Source organism: Tenacibaculum profundicola (assembly GCF_057220795.1).
The window spans coordinates 3534374-3553395 of record NZ_CM170137.1 but is presented as its reverse complement, the minus strand read 5'-3'; the positions used below and the strand labels follow the sequence as shown (position 1 = coordinate 3553395).

16 protein-coding genes are annotated in these 19022 nt (G+C 29.7%); all 16 read left to right on the top strand.

Features of this window, described 5'->3' with window-relative positions:
- Positions 1 to 154 precede the first annotated feature (154 nt).
- The 16 genes from AC2TDS_RS14820 (at position 155) to AC2TDS_RS14745 (ending at position 18440) form a co-directional block, all read left to right on the top strand.
- A complete protein-coding gene (locus AC2TDS_RS14820; protein ID WP_484736354.1) occupies positions 155 to 820 on the top strand; it encodes an HAD family hydrolase in 666 nt (221 codons plus the stop codon).
- 199 nt (positions 821 to 1019) lie between these two features.
- Positions 1020 to 1808, top strand: coding sequence for a DUF6090 family protein (locus AC2TDS_RS14815; RefSeq protein ID WP_484736353.1), 789 nt, complete (start codon positions 1020 to 1022; stop codon positions 1806 to 1808).
- 410 nt (positions 1809 to 2218) lie between these two features.
- Positions 2219 to 2845 carry a DUF6624 domain-containing protein gene (locus tag AC2TDS_RS14810; RefSeq protein WP_484736352.1) on the top strand — a complete coding sequence of 209 codons (627 nt, stop codon included), beginning with the start codon at positions 2219 to 2221 and terminating at the stop codon, positions 2843 to 2845.
- Complete coding sequence (locus AC2TDS_RS14805) at positions 2842 to 3300, top strand: hypothetical protein (RefSeq protein WP_484736351.1); 459 nt, start codon at positions 2842 to 2844, stop codon at positions 3298 to 3300. Before AC2TDS_RS14810 ends, AC2TDS_RS14805 begins: the two co-directional genes overlap by 4 nt.
- Positions 3301 to 3354: 54 nt before the next feature.
- On the top strand, positions 3355 to 4095 hold the full coding sequence (locus AC2TDS_RS14800; protein ID WP_484736350.1) for a nuclear transport factor 2 family protein: 741 nt from the start codon (positions 3355 to 3357) through the stop codon (positions 4093 to 4095).
- 870 nt (positions 4096 to 4965) lie between these two features.
- Complete coding sequence (locus AC2TDS_RS14795; RefSeq protein ID WP_484736349.1) at positions 4966 to 5586, top strand: hypothetical protein; 621 nt, start codon at positions 4966 to 4968, stop codon at positions 5584 to 5586.
- Between the two features lie 93 nt (positions 5587 to 5679).
- Entirely contained in the window at positions 5680 to 5862 is a 183-nt protein-coding gene (locus tag AC2TDS_RS14790; protein WP_484736348.1) for a hypothetical protein, read from the top strand.
- Between the two features lie 49 nt (positions 5863 to 5911).
- Entirely contained in the window at positions 5912 to 6826 is a 915-nt protein-coding gene (locus tag AC2TDS_RS14785; protein WP_484736347.1) for a carboxypeptidase-like regulatory domain-containing protein, read from the top strand.
- Positions 6819 to 8999: a peptidase domain-containing ABC transporter gene (locus AC2TDS_RS14780; RefSeq protein ID WP_484736346.1), complete on the top strand. Its 2181-nt coding sequence runs from the start codon at positions 6819 to 6821 to the stop codon at positions 8997 to 8999. Before AC2TDS_RS14785 ends, AC2TDS_RS14780 begins: the two co-directional genes overlap by 8 nt.
- Before the next feature lie 348 nt (positions 9000 to 9347).
- Positions 9348 to 10013: a hypothetical protein gene (locus AC2TDS_RS14775; RefSeq protein WP_484736345.1), complete on the top strand. Its 666-nt coding sequence runs from the start codon at positions 9348 to 9350 to the stop codon at positions 10011 to 10013.
- Between the two features lie 235 nt (positions 10014 to 10248).
- Positions 10249 to 10713, top strand: coding sequence for a hypothetical protein (locus tag AC2TDS_RS14770; RefSeq protein WP_484736344.1), 465 nt, complete (start codon positions 10249 to 10251; stop codon positions 10711 to 10713).
- 337 nt (positions 10714 to 11050) lie between these two features.
- Positions 11051 to 11995 carry an SRPBCC family protein gene (locus AC2TDS_RS14765; RefSeq protein WP_484736343.1) on the top strand — a complete coding sequence of 315 codons (945 nt, stop codon included), beginning with the start codon at positions 11051 to 11053 and terminating at the stop codon, positions 11993 to 11995.
- A 602-nt stretch (positions 11996 to 12597) separates the two neighbouring features.
- Positions 12598 to 13299, top strand: coding sequence for an AraC family transcriptional regulator (locus AC2TDS_RS14760; RefSeq protein WP_484736342.1), 702 nt, complete (start codon positions 12598 to 12600; stop codon positions 13297 to 13299).
- A 73-nt stretch (positions 13300 to 13372) separates the two neighbouring features.
- On the top strand, positions 13373 to 14896 hold the full coding sequence (locus AC2TDS_RS14755) for a serine hydrolase domain-containing protein (protein WP_484736341.1): 1524 nt from the start codon (positions 13373 to 13375) through the stop codon (positions 14894 to 14896).
- A 439-nt stretch (positions 14897 to 15335) separates the two neighbouring features.
- On the top strand, positions 15336 to 17075 hold the full coding sequence (locus tag AC2TDS_RS14750) for an amidohydrolase family protein (protein ID WP_484736340.1): 1740 nt from the start codon (positions 15336 to 15338) through the stop codon (positions 17073 to 17075).
- A gap of 192 nt (positions 17076 to 17267) precedes the next feature.
- Positions 17268 to 18440 (top strand): DUF1573 domain-containing protein, encoded by a 1173-nt coding sequence (locus AC2TDS_RS14745; RefSeq protein ID WP_484736339.1) that lies wholly within the window; start codon positions 17268 to 17270, stop codon positions 18438 to 18440.
- Positions 18441 to 19022 lie beyond the last annotated feature (582 nt).

Below are 19022 nucleotides of genomic sequence, written 5' to 3'. Positions count from 1 at the left end.
ATTTTCTTTTACAGTAAATTCAAACAATAACTGGCAGTAATAAATTCAGTACTATTAAAAAACCTTTTAGATTCTTAGTGTAATTATGTACTTTTACAATGGACATAATAACACTTGTTATTATGCCTCCGTTACCCATAATTAGCAGAACGCATTGAAAAAAAAATCATTAATAGTATTTGATATTGACGGAACACTTACTGATAGTGTAATTCAACATCAAAAAGCCTTCACAGAGACATTGTTGGAAATTGGAGTGAGTGAAATTAATTCTGAATACAAGTCTTTCAAGCATCATACAGATAGTTTCATTGCAAAAGAAATCTATGAAAAAAATCAAAATAAACCGTTTACAAAAGAGAAAATACAACAATTTGAAAATGGCTTAACTGAAAGGATAAATCTTCTCAATTTCAAAGAGATTAAAGGGGCAAAAGAACTCATAGAGAAACTTCAAAAAGAAACTGAATTCGGAGTTTGTTATGCAACCGGCTCTTTACGAAAACCTGCAGAACACAAACTAAACTCAATCGGACTAGATTTTAAAGAATGGCAATTAGTGGCATCAGACCAAATCTACGAAAGAGAGAACATTGTTGAAAAAGCCATTAAATACTCTTGTGAAAATTATGATGTTGACACGTTCAAAAGAATAATTTCAGTCGGTGATGGTTTATGGGATTTAGTAACGGCTGAGAATCTAAAGTTGGAATTTATAGGTGTAGGAAAAAAAAACAAAGAGTTATTAATTCAAGAAGGAGCCATTACAGTGGTTCAAGATTTGACCGAATTTGAAATTGAAGGAATAAAATATAGGTAACACTGAATATAGCAAACAGGGTGTACAGTGATATACGAAAGTAACGTGCTATTTAACAAGACCGTCAAATCGTTGATTTGGCGTTTAAGAATGAATAAATTAATAACAAAATAAAAAGTTTTGGCTAAGTGCTTAATCGAAAGTTCACTACTTTTAATTCCCGTACTAACCATAGCCGAGACGTTGGCAATAATTTAAAATGAATATCAAAAAAAAACATATATATAAGTATTTAATTGAAATAATAATCATTGTTATTGGTGTTTTAATTGCATTTTATTTATCAAATTGGGGAAATGAAATCGAGAAAAGAAAAACTGAAGGTGAAATCCTATCTCAAATATACTTTGAGCTAAATGACAATCTTGTTGATTTAAAAAATGATATAGAAATTCATAAAAATTCATTAAGGAGTCAATTAAAAATTAAAAACTTTCTAGATAGTGATATCAATAATGTTGATTCATTAATGATGGATTTTTATTGGGCATCAAAAGATGAATATATTTTTCCAAATATATCTGCTTTTGAAAACTTAAAAAGTAATGGTATGAGTATTGTCAAGAATGACTCATTACGAAATTTAATTACTTTGGTTTATAACAACTATTTTCCAAGAATATCAAAAGGGAATAATTTACACCCTGATATAACAGACTATTTACATCCTTTTTTAATCAAAAATTTCAAAATTAATAGAAATCCTGATATTAAGTATAATCTTTATCTAGGAGACTCTTTGAAAATTAGTTATCCACGAGATTTTGGAAATGGAATAAAACAAATCATAGGCTATATACCTTTGGATGTAAGAAAATTAAAGAAAGATGAGAAGTTTAGATTTTTAATTTCAGAGATCTTTTGGTTTAGACTTTATAAGATTAATTATTATCAACTTTCAATAACGAATACTGAAAAAATACTGAAACTAATAGAAACTGAATACCCAAAAACTATTGCCAATCGAGTAGACGGCTCTCCTCGTTAAAGAAGAGAGTGCGCCTCTCACACCACCGTACATACGGCGGTTCATTATATCAGCACTTTACTTTATAGTAATACCCTAACAAAACATATAATACACTTACCAGAAAGCACCTTTTTTTAAGGTGTTTTTTTACGTCTAAAATTTAAATAACCGAATTACAAATTAACAGTAGGTTCTCGGATACCTAAAAAACGAAAAAGTTCTTTGACATAATTGTGGTAAGTGGAAAATATACTAGTATTTATATTTCCTATATTTGAAAGGTAAATATGCGCAATTGCGCATATACACAAGTTGGCAATAATTATGACCTACTCAATGATGTATTAGTACGATTGAAAAAATATAACTAAAAAATTAGTTTAAACTAATTTTTTAGTTATATTTGAATTTATTCAATCATATTAAATATGAAATTCTTAAGCTTAATATTTTGTTTTATAATAACAACTTCTTTGTTTTCGCAAACAAGAACACAATATAAAACCCTCACCAAATACCAATTAGATTCGTTAAAAACCGAATTAGACACGATATTTATGAAAGACCAAACTTTCAGACGTATCTATAAAGAAGCAGAAGAAAAACTTGGAAAAGATTCAGAAGCCTATGAGTACTTTTGGGAAGTGGTTGAAGCCCAAGATAAAATTCTTGAAAAAGAAGTTTCTAACATTATAGATAAATACGGTTGGTTAGGAATTTCTCAAATTGGAAGATTGGCTAATACAACTCTATGGGTTGTTTTACAACACGGAAGTGTTACTACAAAAGAAAAATACGCACCTTTATTAAAAGCTTCCGTTCTAAAAGGAGAATCACAAGCGATACATTATGCCAGATTAATTGACAGAATGCTTATTAATTCTGACAAACCACAACTATACGGAACACAATATACTTATGACAATCCACCAGTTTTCTTTGAAATAGAAGAACCTGAACTAATCAATAAGAGAAGAAAAGAATTAGGATTAAATTCCATACAAGAATTTGCACAATCAATAAACATTGAATGGAATATAAAACAAAAACAATGAAAATAGTAACGCTACTGCTATGTCTTGGGATTAGTATTTCGTCCTTTGCTCAAAATACTAAATATTATAGGCAATTAAGATACAATCACGTTTCACCGTTTATAGAAATTACAGGAGTTCATCCTATCGATAGCACTACTGCCAGCAAGACTTCTCACTATATTTTTAAGTATGGCAATTTAGGTAGAATATCTGAAATAATAAATAATCATTATCATACAGAAAAAGTACATCCATTAGCTTCGCTAGGCGCTTATAAGGTTATTTTTACCTATAAAGAAAACAAAGAAATTAGAACATTTTATGATCCAAATAATAAAAGAATTACAAATGATAGAAATGTATATAAAGAAATCTATCTAATGGATAATAACAATGTAAAAAAACAACTTAACTTTTATGATTTAAATGATAAGCCTATAGAATCTAATTGGGAAATCGCAGAATATAAATGACTACAAACAGAAAAATACATAGTAGAAAAAAGATATAATTTACAAAAAGAGTTAGTGAACTTATCACCTTATTTTGAATTTGGTATTACAGGAATTATAATTGACACAAATGGGATGCCAAAGGGACATTATAACTTGAACGAAAAATTAGAAGTCATTGATAATTATTATGGTACTGCTTCCTATCAAGACACTTATGATGACTCAGGAAATCATATAAAATATACCTATCACAACAAGAATAATGAACTTGTCATGAATCAATGGAATTACGCTATTGGTGAAAAGATATATGATAAACTAGGTAATAACATTCAACTCAATCTTTACGACACCAAAAATAAAATCCTTGATACTCGCCATATATATTCTAATGCTTCTATAAAAGAAAGTTCAATTGCTACTAAAAAAGATTCGTTAGAGATAAAGAAAATATCTCTTGGTTATCTTGAGGCCTTACAGCAACTAAAACCAGAATTAATGGATACGGTTTTAAATAATAATTTAAACAAAATAACTATTGGTTATGATAGAAACGAAATGAAGCAATTTGGAAGAGCAAGTACTAAAGCGCAAATGATAGAATTTGCAAAAAACTGGAATAAAACTGGCACAAGATTTCCTTTTAACCCAGAAAACCAAATTAAAATTTTAGATATCTACAATAGAATAGCAACAATTAAATTGATTTCTGATAACTGGGTTGAATATCTACAATTAATAAAATTAGACGGTAATTGGGAAATAATGAATTTAATCTGGCAATATAGAGATGTAAAAATGTATAAGGAATAAATAACTATTACCAATCGAGTAGACGGCTCTCCTCGTTAAAGAAGAGAGTGCGCCTCTGACACCACCGTACATACGGCGGTTCGTATATCAGTACTTTACTTTATGGTAATACCCTAACAAAACATATAATACACTTACCAGAAAGCACCTTTTTTTAAGGTGTTTTTTTACATCTAAAATTTAAATAACCGAATTACGAATTAACAGTAGGTTCTCGGATACCTAAAAAACGAAAAAGTTCTTTGACATAATTGTGGTGAGTGAATTACAATAAAGACTCTATAAATTAGATAATACTAGCACTATAAATTTTATTCTATTTCAATGATTCAAAATATTTAAGCACTGATAATCAATTACATATAAGTCATTTGTATGTATAGAAGGTTTGAAAGATGCTTTTAAATTACTACCTTTAGGGGCGATGTATGTGAAGTTCCTATGTATACTTACGCTGCCCTATATTGAAAACAATTAACTAAAGGGAGGGATGCAAAAAAAAGTACTTACTCGGATGAAAAGAAGATTGACTATGATAGCGGACGCAATACGATGATATGTTTTTATAAAAATATTTTTACTTTTTTTTAGGCACTATAGTTTTACATTTTAATAATTTAGACTTGGTGCAGTGTGAAAATTAAATTGCAAATAGAAAGAAATTAACGTGTGTATTTTACCATAAAGTAGAACGTGTCGCTTTACATACATTACAACGTATAAAATTAATTGCTAAGACTGTTTTTGATATCAAAAATCAAACTATTTTCTATTTTAGTTTTATGTTGTTTATTTAGATTAGTGATAACGCAACTAATATTATACGAAACGTTGGCAACAAGGCTAGAGCAACAGAAACGAAAAAACAAAATGAAAAGAAAACACATAAACATATTGATTTTAGTGCTAGTTATTGCAGTTTTTGGACTTCAATACTATTTGATAACCTATTATATTGATGGAATATTTCAAAACACATCGGTTGAAGTAAGAAATGCAGCTATGAATAATGAGTTAGAAAGTTTCAAAATGTACTTAATTGAAAGTTTTGTCTTTTTATTCTTACAAAGTGTAGGAATGTTATTATGTTTAAATATTGGTTTTCTATACTTTAAAATTAAAGTAAGTTTTAAAAACACTCTCAATTTGATTGTTTTAAGTTTAGTTGCTGTAATAATACAGCAATTATTACTCATAGCTATTGTAAGGTTTAACAATTGGACAACTTTATTAAATTCAATTAAATCTGCTTCTGAAAAATTAAATTTAGGGAATTATATAGATGTAGAAAAAACAGCATCTTGGATTGAATTATCATTAATAAGTATAAGCTTGGAACAAATATTAGTTTTAATGTTATTGACAATTGGAATACATAAAATTATAAAAATTAATTACAGAAGAGCATTTTCAATTACAGTAAGAACTTATGGCTTAGGTATTTTATTATGGTTTGTATTTGCCATGGTTATGGAAATGAATTTTAGCTAGCTATCAATTGACGTCTAGATAGAAAAGGTTTATTTATTTATCCTTTACAAAAAAATGAGACTAATTATTTTTTAACTTTTAAATTCTATAAAAATGAAAGAATTAAATGTAAATCAATTAGAAAACCTTGAAGGAGGTCGATTTTGGGGAACTGACTGTAGTGGCGCTACTTGGGGACATCTTGGAGGAGGTTGCTATGTTAGAACTTGTAAGAAAAAAGCTTTTTGGATTTCTTACGCCAGTGTTCAACAATTTACAGGTAATTGTCACAATTAATTATTACCTAAGGGTGCTTTAATAAGCACCCTTTTAAAAAACATTAAATATGAAAATAAAAATTCTATTCTTTTTTATGCTTTTATTCATTATAGAGGCAAATTCACAAGATGTTATAGTTTTAGATTGTAAAACAAAAAAAGGAATATCATATGTTACAATATTTAATACAAAAAATAAAATTGGTTTTTACACTAATGAGAAAGGTTCGTTTTCTTTAACAGATGTTAAAAGTGACAGTCTATGTATTTCTCATATAAGTTATAAAACCTTAAATTTAAAAACATCTGAAATAAAAGATACAATCTTTTTAAATCCTAATTCAGAAATTTTAGATGAGATTAAGATTGTTTCAGGAAAATCTAAAGCAAAAACAATTGGCTATATCAAAAAAACAAAAACTTTAGCTTGGAACATAAAAGAAAAAACAGAACTAGCTACATTAATAAATTACAAGAAAAAATATAAATCTGCTTATATAAAAAAAATTTATTTGCCAATTGGAAAATTGCAACTTGACCTTATAGATAATAAAGTTAAAGAATCATACCCTAATTTTAATAGTATTATTAGAATTCATATTTATTCTAACTCAAATGGAAGCCCTGGAGTTGAAATATTAGATAAACCTTTCGTAATTGAATGTAATGAAAAATCCTTAGATATTATCGAAATAAATATTTCAGATAAATTTATTAAATTACCACAAAATGGCGTCTTTATAGGTATTGAGATGATAGGAGAATTAGATAGTGCAAGAAATTTACTTGATAAAAAAGGTAAGTTAATTTTACCTTCATTTCTATTTACAAAGAAAAAGAAAAATAATATTTTATCAGAAACCTATATAAAAACAATTATTGATAATGGTAAATGGAGAAGTACAAAACAACATAATAAATCAATTAGAAACTTTTCAAAATATAATATGGCGATAAGTTTAGATTTAAGTATTTATGACTAAAAGTAATTTCCAAAAAAAACACACCCAACACCAAGACCAGTCCGATTGTGGTGTTGTTTGTTTACAAACTATCCTTAAACATTATAATAGTTATATTTCTTTAGAAAAATTAAGAGAACAAAGTGGTACATCAAAACAAGGTACAACTATGTTAGGTCTTATGCAATGTGGCAATAAAGTAGGTTTAGAAGTAAAAGGTTACGAATCTACCATAGAAGCACTTAAAGAAAATAAAACTCCTGCTATTTTACATACTGTTTTTGAAGAGAATCTTCAACATTATATTGTTTCTTTTGGTTTTGATAATAAAAAAGAAAAGTTTATTGTAAGCAATCCTACAAATTCAAAAATTGAATATATCAATGAAAAAGAATTAAAAATTATTTGGCAATCCAAAGCGTTATTACTTTGTAAAGAAACAGATAAACTAATAAAGAAAAAAGCAGAAAACAAACAAAAATGGCAATGGATTTATAAATACATCAAAGAAGATATAAATTTACTTTCAATGTCTTTGTTTTTAGGAATTATATTAGCAGTTTTAAGTTTAGCAACTGCGGTATATTCTCAAAAACTAATAGATATTTTATTGCCTTCAAAAGATACGTTTAAGATTATTGCAAGTATTTGTTTATTATTTTTTTTATTTACAATACAAATCTTTTTCGGATATTTAAGAAATTTATTTTTAATTCGTCAAACAAAAAACTATAACACAAGAGTCATTCACTTTTTTTACAATAACCTACTAAAACTTCCAAAATCATTTTTTGATACTAGAAAAATTGGAGATATGGTTGCTAGAATGAACGATACAAGTAGAATTCAAAGAACTATTTCTAAAATTATAGGAAGTATTGTTATAGATATATTATTAGTAATAGTAATTTCAATTGCTATATTTAGTTACAATCAAACTTTAGGTTTCATTACTTTATTATGGATTCCTCTACTTACAATAGTTGTGCTTGTTTTTAGTCCGAAAATCAAAGAACAACAAAAAGAAGTAATGCAATCTTACGCTAGAAATGAAAGTAATTATATAGATACTATTAAAGGAGTTGAAACCATTAAGAATAATAATAAAGAAACATTTTTTGCAAAAGAAACCAATTCAATTTATAAACTATTTCAAAAAGCTGTCTATGATTTAGGTCTTATAGGCCTAAACTATGCTACTATTAATGAATTAATTTCAAATATTTTTATCACAGGAACATTAGGTTATAGTGTTTATTTAGTATTAAATAAACAATTAACTGCGGGTGTAATCATTGCAATTTTACAATTAGTGGGTATGCTAATGTCATCAACTTCAAATTTAGCCTTAGTTAATATTGAAATTCAAGAAGCCAAAGTAGCATTTAACAGAATGTATGAGTTTACTTCTATTGAAGCAGAAAATAAAGGAGATGTAGAGTTAACACAATTTAATTCTTTAGAAATTAAAAATCTTTCATTTCGTTTTGCTGGTAGAAAAAAACTCTTTAAAAACATTAATATCTCTGTAAATAAAAATGAATGTATTGCTATTGTTGGAGAAAGTGGGAGTGGTAAAAGTACATTAGGGCAAGTATTACAAAAGTTCTATACTTTTGAAAATGGTGAGATACTAATCAACAATAAACATCTTTTAAAAGATATTAACACAAAAGATTGGCGAAATGTAATAGGTATCATTCCACAAGATATTACTATTTTTAGCGGTAATGTAATAACAAATATTTTATTATGCAAAGAAGATACTCCACAAGACATAGAAAACTTTTGTAAAGAATATGGCTTTACAGATTTTATAAATAGCTTACCACAAGGCTTTGCAACCATTTTAGGAGAAGAGGGCATTAATCTATCTGGCGGACAAAAACAAATCATTGCTTTAATGCGAGTTTTATATAAAAAACCACAATTATTACTATTAGATGAATTTACTTCAGCAATGGACAGAAAAACTGAAAAGTTTGTGTTAAACTTATTGAAGAAATTAAAATCTGAATTAACTATTATTTTCATTTCTCATAGATTACATTCTTTACCTCAAATTGCAAATACTATCTATGTATTAGAAAATGGAGTAATCTCAAATTTTGGAACTCACAAAAAACTTATGGAATCAAAGAACTTTTATAGTGAATTTTGGACTGAATTTGAACTTAAAATACAAACCGAATAACGCTCAATAGCCAATCGAGTAGACGGCTCTCCTCGTTAAAGAAGAGAGTGCGCCTCTCACACCACCGTACATACGGCGGTTCGTATATCATCACTTTACTTTATGGTAACGCCCTAACAAAATATATAATACACTTACCAGAAAGCACCTTTTTTTAAGGTGTTTTTTTACGTCTAAAATTTAAATAACCGAATTACAAATTAACAGTAGGTTCTCGGATACCTAAAAAACGGAAAAGTTCTTTGACATAATTGTGGTGAGTGGAAAATATACTAGTATTTATATTTCCTATATTTGAAAGGTAAATATGCGCAATTGCGCATATACACAAGTTACCTGCAATTAATAATGAAGAAAACTAAGTATATAGAAAAAGGGACTCCGTATGAATGGCTAGACTGTGCTTCTGACTTGTGGTATGGAGCACAATCATTATGGAAGAATGAATCTAAAGTCCATAAACTAGAACTTGATTTTGACAATGATTGGGAATCACATTTTGACCATGTTATAACTAGACCATATTTTCTTCTTACTTCGTTGTGCTTTGAAAACTTACTTAAAGGAATAGTTATTTCAGAAAATCCTAACTTGTTAGAGGATGGAAAACTAAACCAGACTTTATCAACTCATAATCTTCCCAAACTAGCAAAAATGGCAGAATCAATCTCATTAAGAGCTAATGATTGGGACTTGTTGGAACTGTCAACAATTGCAATTTTATCAGCGGGAAGGTATCCAATTTCAAAAAGCAGTCAATCAGAATTTAGAAAATTGGATTTGAAAGATAGCATACGAAAAGAACTGACTTTTTTATATGAAAATCTATCAAATTGTTTGTTGGTTAAGATTGAAAAAGGTTGGAATGGGCCTGAAAACGTCAGAATGTTGCCAATTTATTTACCAACTTTGGAAAGTATTCCTGAGAACATGAAGGATATGCCTCTAAGTAAATTTTTGGAAAAGCAAAGAAAAGTTATTTTGAAACCCTATATAAAAATCGAAAAAAGCTGAGAACACTGTATATAAAATCATAGCACCCTTCGGGATGCTACGCTTCATATACTAACGTTGTAGCCAAATAATTACTTCTTGGAAACGTTTTACGGAAAAAATTGAATAAATTCGTTACAGTGAACAAAGCGTGAAAACCCCTATGTTTACTGAACTTTCAAAAAACGTTACTCAGAATTAAAATCACACGCCTTAATATGTTGTAACAAATATTTTTTTCAACGACCTATAGAGTATGAACATAAACAAGACCATTGAATTATTAAACTCTTTACTATCTCAATCGGATAAAAAAACTGAAAAAAAAGTTTATAACTGCTTTATCCAAACATTATCCTCTTTAAAGAATAAAGATTTAACTGAAAATCAGTCGCAAATAATACAAGACAAACTTTCTTCCTTGAATTTAAAGGCAACAACTGAAAATAGAAAAAAATTCTACAAACAGAAACTTTCTGAATTTAAAACATTTCTGAAAAATGAATTTTCTTTCACAACTGAAAACTATTATACAGAATTAGGTATGATTTATGGAATGAGTTTGGGAACAGGAATTGGCATATCAATTGGAGTTGCCATTAATCCCGCTATAGGAACAAGTATTGGATTGTCCATTGGAACTGGTCTTGGAATGGTGCTAGGAATGTTATTTGGCGCAACAAAAGATACCGAAGCTAAAAGACAAGGAAGAGTTATTTAAAAGAATATTGCGAATAAAAAACTGACCACAATAACTAAGCATATGGCGTGCCGATAGGCTAACGCTATATGCCTTGTTGACTGATTTGCCGCTAATAAGTAATGAAAACGTTAAAAAAGAGGTTGAAAAATCTTGTTTTGGAATTAAGAGTGATGATGCACTCGTTTTTAGTCATTTTAAACCAATTTCATCTAAAAAATAGGAAATCATAAATTTATAGCATACATTTTTTAGTCGCCTAAAATCGATTATATTTATGCTATATGTGCAATAGTTATGAAAAAATAGAATTTTTGCGTAGACTCACGATGTAAACCATTAGAACAAAAATCAAACTATGAAAAAAAAACCAAAATTATTTTCAATCTTAATCACTTTAATTGTCTCTGCAATTTTAGGATATATTGAAATTGGAGTTTTTAAAGAATATGGATGGACTGTATTTATTTTCATTCCTTTTATAATCGGATTTCTTCCTCCATTTATAAATGGAAAATTAACTGAAATATCAAGAAATGAAAGCTATCAATTAAGTTTCCTAACTCTTGGAATAGTTTTAATTGGACTTTTAGTCTTTGCAATTGAAGGAATAATTTGTATTGCAATGTCTCTACCGTTAATTGCTTTACTTGTTTGGCTTGGTTCTTATCTTGGGTTTAAAGCAAATACTGGAAAATGGACAAATCCAACTAATACTACAATTGGGCTTTTTATAATTAGTATTTGTTCAATGAGTTTTGACTACATCAATGAACCTGAAAACCTGATTGCTGTGAGAACAAAAGTTATCATTAATTCAAATATTGAGAATGTTTGGAAAAACGTTGTGACTTTTAACAAAATAGACGAGCCAACTGACTGGATTTTTAAAACTGGGATTTCTTATCCTACAGACGCTACGATTAAAGGAACCGGAGTTGGAGCAATAAGATACTGTAATTTTACAACTGGAAGTTTTGTTGAACCAATTACAACTTGGAACGAACCTAATCTATTACAATTTGATGTAAAAGAACAACCAATTCCTATGAATGAATTTAATCCATTTTGGGATATTCATCCACCACATTTGAATGGTTATTTCAAATCGTATAAAGGCCAATTTAAACTAACTAAAATCAGAGAAAATAAAACGGTATTAGAAGGAACAACTTGGTATAAAGTGGATATTACACCACAGGTATATTGGAAAGCATGGTCTGGTTTTATTATTCATCGAATACACGAAAGAGTTTTGAACCATATAAAAATAGAAGCTGAAAAAAATAACGCTTTACAATAACTAAACATATGGCGTGCCGATAGGCTAACGCTATATGCCTTGTTGCATACATAAAGCAAAACATATAATTCAACTTACCACAAAGCACCATAATCAAGGGTGTTTTTTTATGTCCGAGATTTAGTAAACGAATTATAAAATAAGAGTAGGTTCTGCGATACCTAAAAAACGGAAAAGTTCTTTGATATAATTGTGGTGAGTATATTACAATAACCGTTTTGTAAACATATTATTATCTTTTAACATGATAAATTCTTTGGGATTATACCCATGTTTATTTCATATATAAGTACAAAGACAGGGGTAGTCAATTAAATATTAGTAATTAGATGTTAAACTTAAAACTAGATATACAATCAACCCTAAAAACACTTTTAATCTCAGCCCTATTTACTTATATTTGAAAGGTAAATATGCGCAATTGCGCATATACACTAGTTACCTTTCATTATTAAGAAAAATTGAAAATTCACTAATTAAACACAATAAATCGGTTTATTATACTCTAACATTAAAAGGAGTAATAAAAGATCTCCCTTATATTTTATGAAATCAAACTATAAAGACATTACCTATTTTGAAGACAGCTCAATAAAAGTCAATTGTCAGAATTACAAAGAAATCAAAGCGATATGCTTCCGCATGACCATGACTATTTAACAGTTAGCTTATTACTTACTGGAAGTCTTATGGAGCACACTTCTATTGGAACTAAAATTGTAAAAGCAGGAAGTGTTTTAATCAAACCTTCTGGACTAATTCATGGAGATATTTTTACTGAAAACTGCACATTTTTATCTTTAAAAATATATGATTGGGATTATTATAGATTCGACTTTAAAAATTGGGAAATAATTCAACAAAACATATTGTTAAAGAGTTTTTTAAAAATTATAACAAGCAAAAATAAAAAAGAAAGCCTCAACCAACTTAAAGCCGATATAGCGTTAATAACAAATAAAACCGATATCAACAAAACCGTCCCCGATAAAATTAAACACATCCGAACATTAATTGACTCACATTTTTCAGAGACTCTACAAATCAAACAACTGGCAAAAGAAGTAAATATGCACCCTGTACATTTGGGTAGAACATTTAAAGCGTATTACAAAATTGATATTAAAACTTATCAGCAACAACTGCGAACACATTTTGCAGTTTCCGAAATGGTTGCAAAAAATAATAATCTCACTCAAATTGCCTATGCTACTGGCTATGCTGATCAGAGTCATTTTTCTAGAGAGTTTAAAAAATCTACCAATTTTTCTCCCAAAAAAATAATCACTTCATTGAATGTTTAATTTGTTCAAGTTTTTAAATTTAACATCCAATAAATTTGGGCCCCAATTAAAACATTTAAATAAGCCAACACCTATGAAAATAACAAGAATACTGCTCTTATCTATAATCTTATTCTCTTCTTGTGCAAAAACAGAGAAACCCAACTATTCTGAATTCAATAAAGCCTATACTAATTTCATTGAATTAGCTACAAACGAATTTGGAGCAAAATATGGAATGGCTATATCGGTAGTAAAAGACGACCGTATCATATTTGAGAAATACCTCGGAATGGCTGATGTAGATAAAAACATAAAGGTTAGCAAAAACACTCTTTTTTACATCGCTTCAATCACCAAATCTTTTACTGCAATGGCGGCCTTACGTCTTGAAGCTAAAGGAAAACTTAACTTTGACAAATCACTTGCTGAATTCTTTCCAGAGATTGACTTTGATCCAAAACTTAAAGCAGACAGCATCACCATTCCGCATTTAATGGCACATACCTCTGGAATAGAAAATAACCCAATAGGAATTGTATCCGCCTATACTGGTTTTCACGACAGGGAGAAACTACTTGCTGAACTTGCGCAATTCACCGTAGTAAACACCAATGCTACCTTTGGTGAATTTGAATACACCAATCTGGGATACATCATCTTAGGAATGATTATAGAAAGAGAATTAGGAGCTGATTGGAAATCGTTGGTTGCGCAAGAAGTATTGCAACCCTTAAAAATGAACCATACGAGTACCCGAATGTCTACTGCTTTAAAACAAGGATGGGAAATTGCAAAACCGCATTCTCAAAATAATGATGAAAATAAATTAGTCCGTCTTTTTTTAGAAAAAAAGGATAATACAATGCATGCCGCTGGGGGGATACTATCAACTGCTGAAGATATGGCTAGATATATGGTCGTTGCGTTAAACAATGGTAAAATCGATGGAGAACAAGTAATTGACTCAAATTTAGTTAAGGATAGCCAGTTAAAACATGCTAGGCAGAATAGAATGTGGCATGATCTTAAACGATTTGGTTATGGTTACGGTTGGAACATCGCGACAACTCCGTTAGGGGACACACTAGTGCACCATTTTGGCAGTTTTACGGGTATGCATCCTCAATTCTCATTCGTGCGAGAAACCGGAGTAGGTGTTGTTATAATGGCAAATGAAGGAAAAATTAGTTATGATCTTAATATGCTCCTTAGTGCGTATGTATTTGATTATTTCTCTAAACGAGAAAACCTCGATACTCACTATAAAGATAAACTAAAAGAATATCACGAAAACTACACTAAAAAGAGAAAATCAGATACTGAATATAGGATTAAAATGGCGAAAAGAACTTGGAAACTTGACCTGCCTTTTTCTTTATATGCTGGAACCTATACAAGTGATTTATTTGGTACACTAATAGTAAAAGAAGTTAAAGAAAATAAATTCGTCGTTACCATTGGAAACCTTAAATCTGATATAGCAACACCACACAGAACTAATGCTATTAGAGTTGTTATGGGGGGGGATGGTTCAGTAGTCCAATTTGGAGTAAACGATGGTAAGGTAGAAAAAGCTATCTGGAAAGGACTAACATTTACCAAAATGATACGTTAAAAACAACGAAAAGGTAATCGAGTAGACGGCTCTCCTCGTTAAAGAAGAGAGTCCGCCTCTCACACCACCGTACATACGGATCTCGTATACGGCGGTTCGTATATCATCACATTAAAGCTATTTTCACCTTTAACGTTATCCTTTAATAGTACCGAGTTTTGCAGTCTCGCTTCCTTCAGATAAATCCTCACGGATTCCACCCTTGCGACTTGCTAATGGTTATGGGCGTTACCCCAACCCATAAGGGACTTGTACCCTCTAGATTAATATTTTATCTTGCGATAAAATAAAGATGCCCATGCTGGGCACACACAATATGTAAAACCAATGCCTGCCTTTGCGCGCTAAGTTCCAGCCGCATTTTACGGCACTGCTACTGCACAAACGTTAGATGCAAGCTGCATACACTTTACGAAAATTAATAAAAAGACCTATTAAAATGACAATAAAACATCTTTTAGTTTTCTCACTTCTATTTTTTTCATCCTCTCTATTCGCACAAACATACATTACCAATGTTACGGTAACAGATGTAGAAAAACAAAAATTAGTACCTAATCAGACTGTCACTATTACAAATGACTTAATTTCAAATATTCAAAAAAATAATAAAATAAAGATTCCTGAAAATGCTACTCTAATTGATGGATCAGGCAAATTTCTCGTTCCAGGGTTAGTAGATTCGCACATTCATTTCTTCCAAAACGGGGGTTTATATACTCGTCCAGATGCTATTGATTTAGTGAAATACAAAAGCTATGATAAAGAAATTGCTTTAGCAAAAACCGATATGGAATCTAAATTAAGGAGGTATCTAAAAAACGGAATTACTACTGTAATTGATGTAGGAGCCAATTATTATTTCCTTAATCAACGTAATGACTTTTTAGATAAAAAGTATTCACCTGAAATTTTTATAACCGGTCCTTTATTGACTACTTATGAACCAAAAACCTATAAGAATCTAGGGGAAAATGAACCTTTTTTCCTAACAAAATCAGTTGAGGATGGTATTAAAGGAGTTAAAGAACAACTGCTTTATAATCCCGATTTTATCAAAATTTGGTATATCGCTGGAGCAGACGGCTTAGGTATAGAGGAAAGTGCACGCAAAAACCTACCCATTATAAAAGCTATAATAAATGAATCTCATAAAAACAATTTAAACGTTGCAGTGCACGCAACTCAAAGAATAACGGCACAATTGGCCATTGAAAATGGTGCTGATTTTTTGGTACATAGTGTGGACGATGAGATAATAAAGGACGATTTTGTAGAATTAATGAAAAAGAACAAAACAATACTTTGTCCAACATTAATAGTTCACAGTGGGTATATGAAGACATTTGGTCAAAAACACTCATTTAGTAATTATGAATTAAAAAAAGCTGACCCATTTCAACTAGGCTCTCTATTAGATTTAAAACATTTGTCCGACACTTTGATCGTTGAGAATTACAAGAAATTTGCAAACTCTCAAAAAAGTATTTCGGACTTAAAAAAGGCTGATTCTATTAGTATAGCTAATCTCAAAATACTATCTGACGCCGGAATATTGATTGCTACCGGCACTGATGCTGGAAACATTGGGACTTTACACGCTTCATCCTATTTAGCAGAATTAAAAGCAATGCAAAAAAGCGGGATGAGTAACTGGCAAATTATTCAAGCGTCAACAATAAACGGTGCAAAAATATTTGATAAGGAAAATGAACTTGGAACAGTAAGCATTGGCAAAAAAGCTAATCTTATTCTATTAGATGCTAATCCAATTGAAAATATTGAAAACCTTACCAAAATAAATACTGTTATAAATAAAGGCGCTGTTTTTAAACCAAGAGAATTACTTAAAGACTCACCTGCAGATTTAGCACAACGACAATTAAATGCGTATAACCTTAGAAATATTGAGGCATTTTTAGAACCTTATGCTGATGATGTAGAAGTATATAATTTCCCGGAAAAATTACAATTTGAAGGAAAAGAAGCAATGAGAAAAGGGTATGCACAAATGTTTAAAAATGTATTGAATCTACATTGTGAATTAAAAGAAAGAATTGTTCTAGGCAATATGGTAATTGACAAAGAACGAGTACAGTTTGGAAATGAAATAATTGAAGCCGTAGCAATATATCACATTGAAAACAATAAAATTAAAAAGGTATATTTTATTCAGTAAAAAGGCCAGCACCTAATAACTAAGTATATGGCGTGCCGATAGGCTAACGCTATATCCCCTGTTGACTGATCCGTTGACAGTAAGGGGTAAAACGATAAGTTAATGCTGTTTTTGTATATTTGGTAAAACAAGTAATACAAAAATATAGAGATAGCTATCAGGCTCTACTCTACCCACACATTTAAAAAAACTATGAGAACCAATTTAACTTTTACATTTTTAATATTATTTGTATTCCAGATTAGCGCTCAATCTCTTGATGAAAAAATAGAGAACTTATTAGAATTAGATGGAACTATAAGAAATATCGAAAATCTCATTACTCAAACAATCGATCACCAAAAACAAAATAATTTTGGAATTTCAGATAATTATTGGGAAGCCTTAGAACAAAAAGTAACTAAAAAATCACTTGCAGAACTTAAAACGTTAGTAAAACCTATATACTCTAAAAACTACACCGAATCAGAAATTGACAACCTTACAACTTTCTACAGCTCACAAACAGGAAAATTGGTTACGGAAAAACAACCGATTATAATCGAAGAATTAAATTTACCTTTAATACAGTGGTCGCAAAATTTGGGTTCTTATGTAATTGAAGAAATTGAAAACAGAGGTAAAAACGAATCAACATCTGACGAAAAAGAAAAATTTAAAACCGAATTTAAAGAAAAATACGGCTTGCAAATACTCAATCTTACTGACCTTGCAATAGACAAAGAAAATAATATTGGAGACTTATTAGTCGATTTTGGAAAAACAGATGGTAAAAAAGACGTGACCAAGATAATTCGTGTAAAAAATAATTCAAATAAGGAAATTGAATTTCAAGAACCAAAATTTTTGAGCAACGAAGTTATAAAATTTGATTTAGGAGATAAACCTCTTGGAGTTGGAGAAACTAGGGATTTAAAAATTACTTTAATCGCTGAATTAGCGGAAAACAAAAGTTACTCAATGTCAAGTATTAATTACAATAATGGAAGTAGAATCCAATTCGGAATTAAATATGATGCGCCTGCCAAGGAAATTAGTTTTGAGATTTCTGATAGAAAATTGACTTTAAAAAAACTAAAGCAGGACTTTTCTAAACCTTACGTTTTCATCTTAAAAAATACAGGTAAAAAAGAGTTTTATATTTCTGATATAAAGTTAGATAAACAAATAGCTTACTTGAACTGGAACAAAGAAACGGTTAAATCAAATGAAGAAACTGAAATTAGAGTAGTTTTTTCAAAACAATTAATTTCAAAACAGAAAAATACAGATTCGAATTTGAAATTGGAAGTCGATTTAACGAAAGGAGAAAAAGGAGGTTTTTCAAGTTTTGCTAATGAAACGATTGAATTAATATTTGAATAAAAAACGTGTGGTAATCGAGTAGACGACTCTCCTCGTTAAAGAAGAGAGTCCGCCTCTCACACCACCGTACATACAGATCTCGTATGCGACTTCATTATATTCGAAATTTGCTTTATGGTAATACCCTAACAAAACATATAATACACTTACCAGAAAGCACCTTTTTTTAAGATGTTTTTTTTACGTCTATAATTTAAATAACCGAATTACGACTTAACAGTAGGTTCTCGGATACCTAAAAAACGAAAAAGTTCTTTGACATAATTGTGGTAAGTGGAAAATATACTAGTATTTATATTTCCTATATTTGAAAGGTAAATATGCGCAATTGCGCATATACACAAGTTGTAGCCAATTAATTACTTCTTGGAAACGTTTTACGGAAAAAATTGAATAAATTCGTTACAGTGAACAAAGCGTGAAAACCCCTATGTTTACTGAACTTTCAAAAAACGTTACTCAGAATTCCTTCCATTTCGGAAAAAAATTAATCTCTTTAAGCTAACGTTTTGCGAAGGAAAAAGGAGAAAAAACACATCCGAAAACCAGAATCTCTAACCGCTGTCTTTCAGCACATTATAG

What these genes read in the sequence shown, in the direction of transcription:
- AC2TDS_RS14815 (WP_484736353.1), top strand. Translation starts at nt 1,020, where the DNA reads ATGAATATCAAAAAAAAACATATATATAAGTATTTAATTGAAATAATA.
- AC2TDS_RS14810 (WP_484736352.1), top strand. Translation starts at nt 2,219, where the DNA reads ATGAAATTCTTAAGCTTAATATTTTGTTTTATAATAACAACTTCTTTG.
- AC2TDS_RS14805 (WP_484736351.1), top strand. Translation starts at nt 2,842, where the DNA reads ATGAAAATAGTAACGCTACTGCTATGTCTTGGGATTAGTATTTCGTCC.
- AC2TDS_RS14795 (WP_484736349.1), top strand. Translation starts at nt 4,966, where the DNA reads ATGAAAAGAAAACACATAAACATATTGATTTTAGTGCTAGTTATTGCA.
- AC2TDS_RS14790 (WP_484736348.1), top strand. Translation starts at nt 5,680, where the DNA reads ATGAAAGAATTAAATGTAAATCAATTAGAAAACCTTGAAGGAGGTCGA.
- AC2TDS_RS14785 (WP_484736347.1), top strand. Translation starts at nt 5,912, where the DNA reads ATGAAAATAAAAATTCTATTCTTTTTTATGCTTTTATTCATTATAGAG.
- AC2TDS_RS14780 (WP_484736346.1), top strand. Translation starts at nt 6,819, where the DNA reads ATGACTAAAAGTAATTTCCAAAAAAAACACACCCAACACCAAGACCAG.
- AC2TDS_RS14775 (WP_484736345.1), top strand. Translation starts at nt 9,348, where the DNA reads ATGAAGAAAACTAAGTATATAGAAAAAGGGACTCCGTATGAATGGCTA.
- AC2TDS_RS14770 (WP_484736344.1), top strand. Translation starts at nt 10,249, where the DNA reads ATGAACATAAACAAGACCATTGAATTATTAAACTCTTTACTATCTCAA.
- AC2TDS_RS14765 (WP_484736343.1), top strand. Translation starts at nt 11,051, where the DNA reads ATGAAAAAAAAACCAAAATTATTTTCAATCTTAATCACTTTAATTGTC.
- AC2TDS_RS14755 (WP_484736341.1), top strand. Translation starts at nt 13,373, where the DNA reads ATGAAAATAACAAGAATACTGCTCTTATCTATAATCTTATTCTCTTCT.
- AC2TDS_RS14750 (WP_484736340.1), top strand. Translation starts at nt 15,336, where the DNA reads ATGACAATAAAACATCTTTTAGTTTTCTCACTTCTATTTTTTTCATCC.
- AC2TDS_RS14745 (WP_484736339.1), top strand. Translation starts at nt 17,268, where the DNA reads ATGAGAACCAATTTAACTTTTACATTTTTAATATTATTTGTATTCCAG.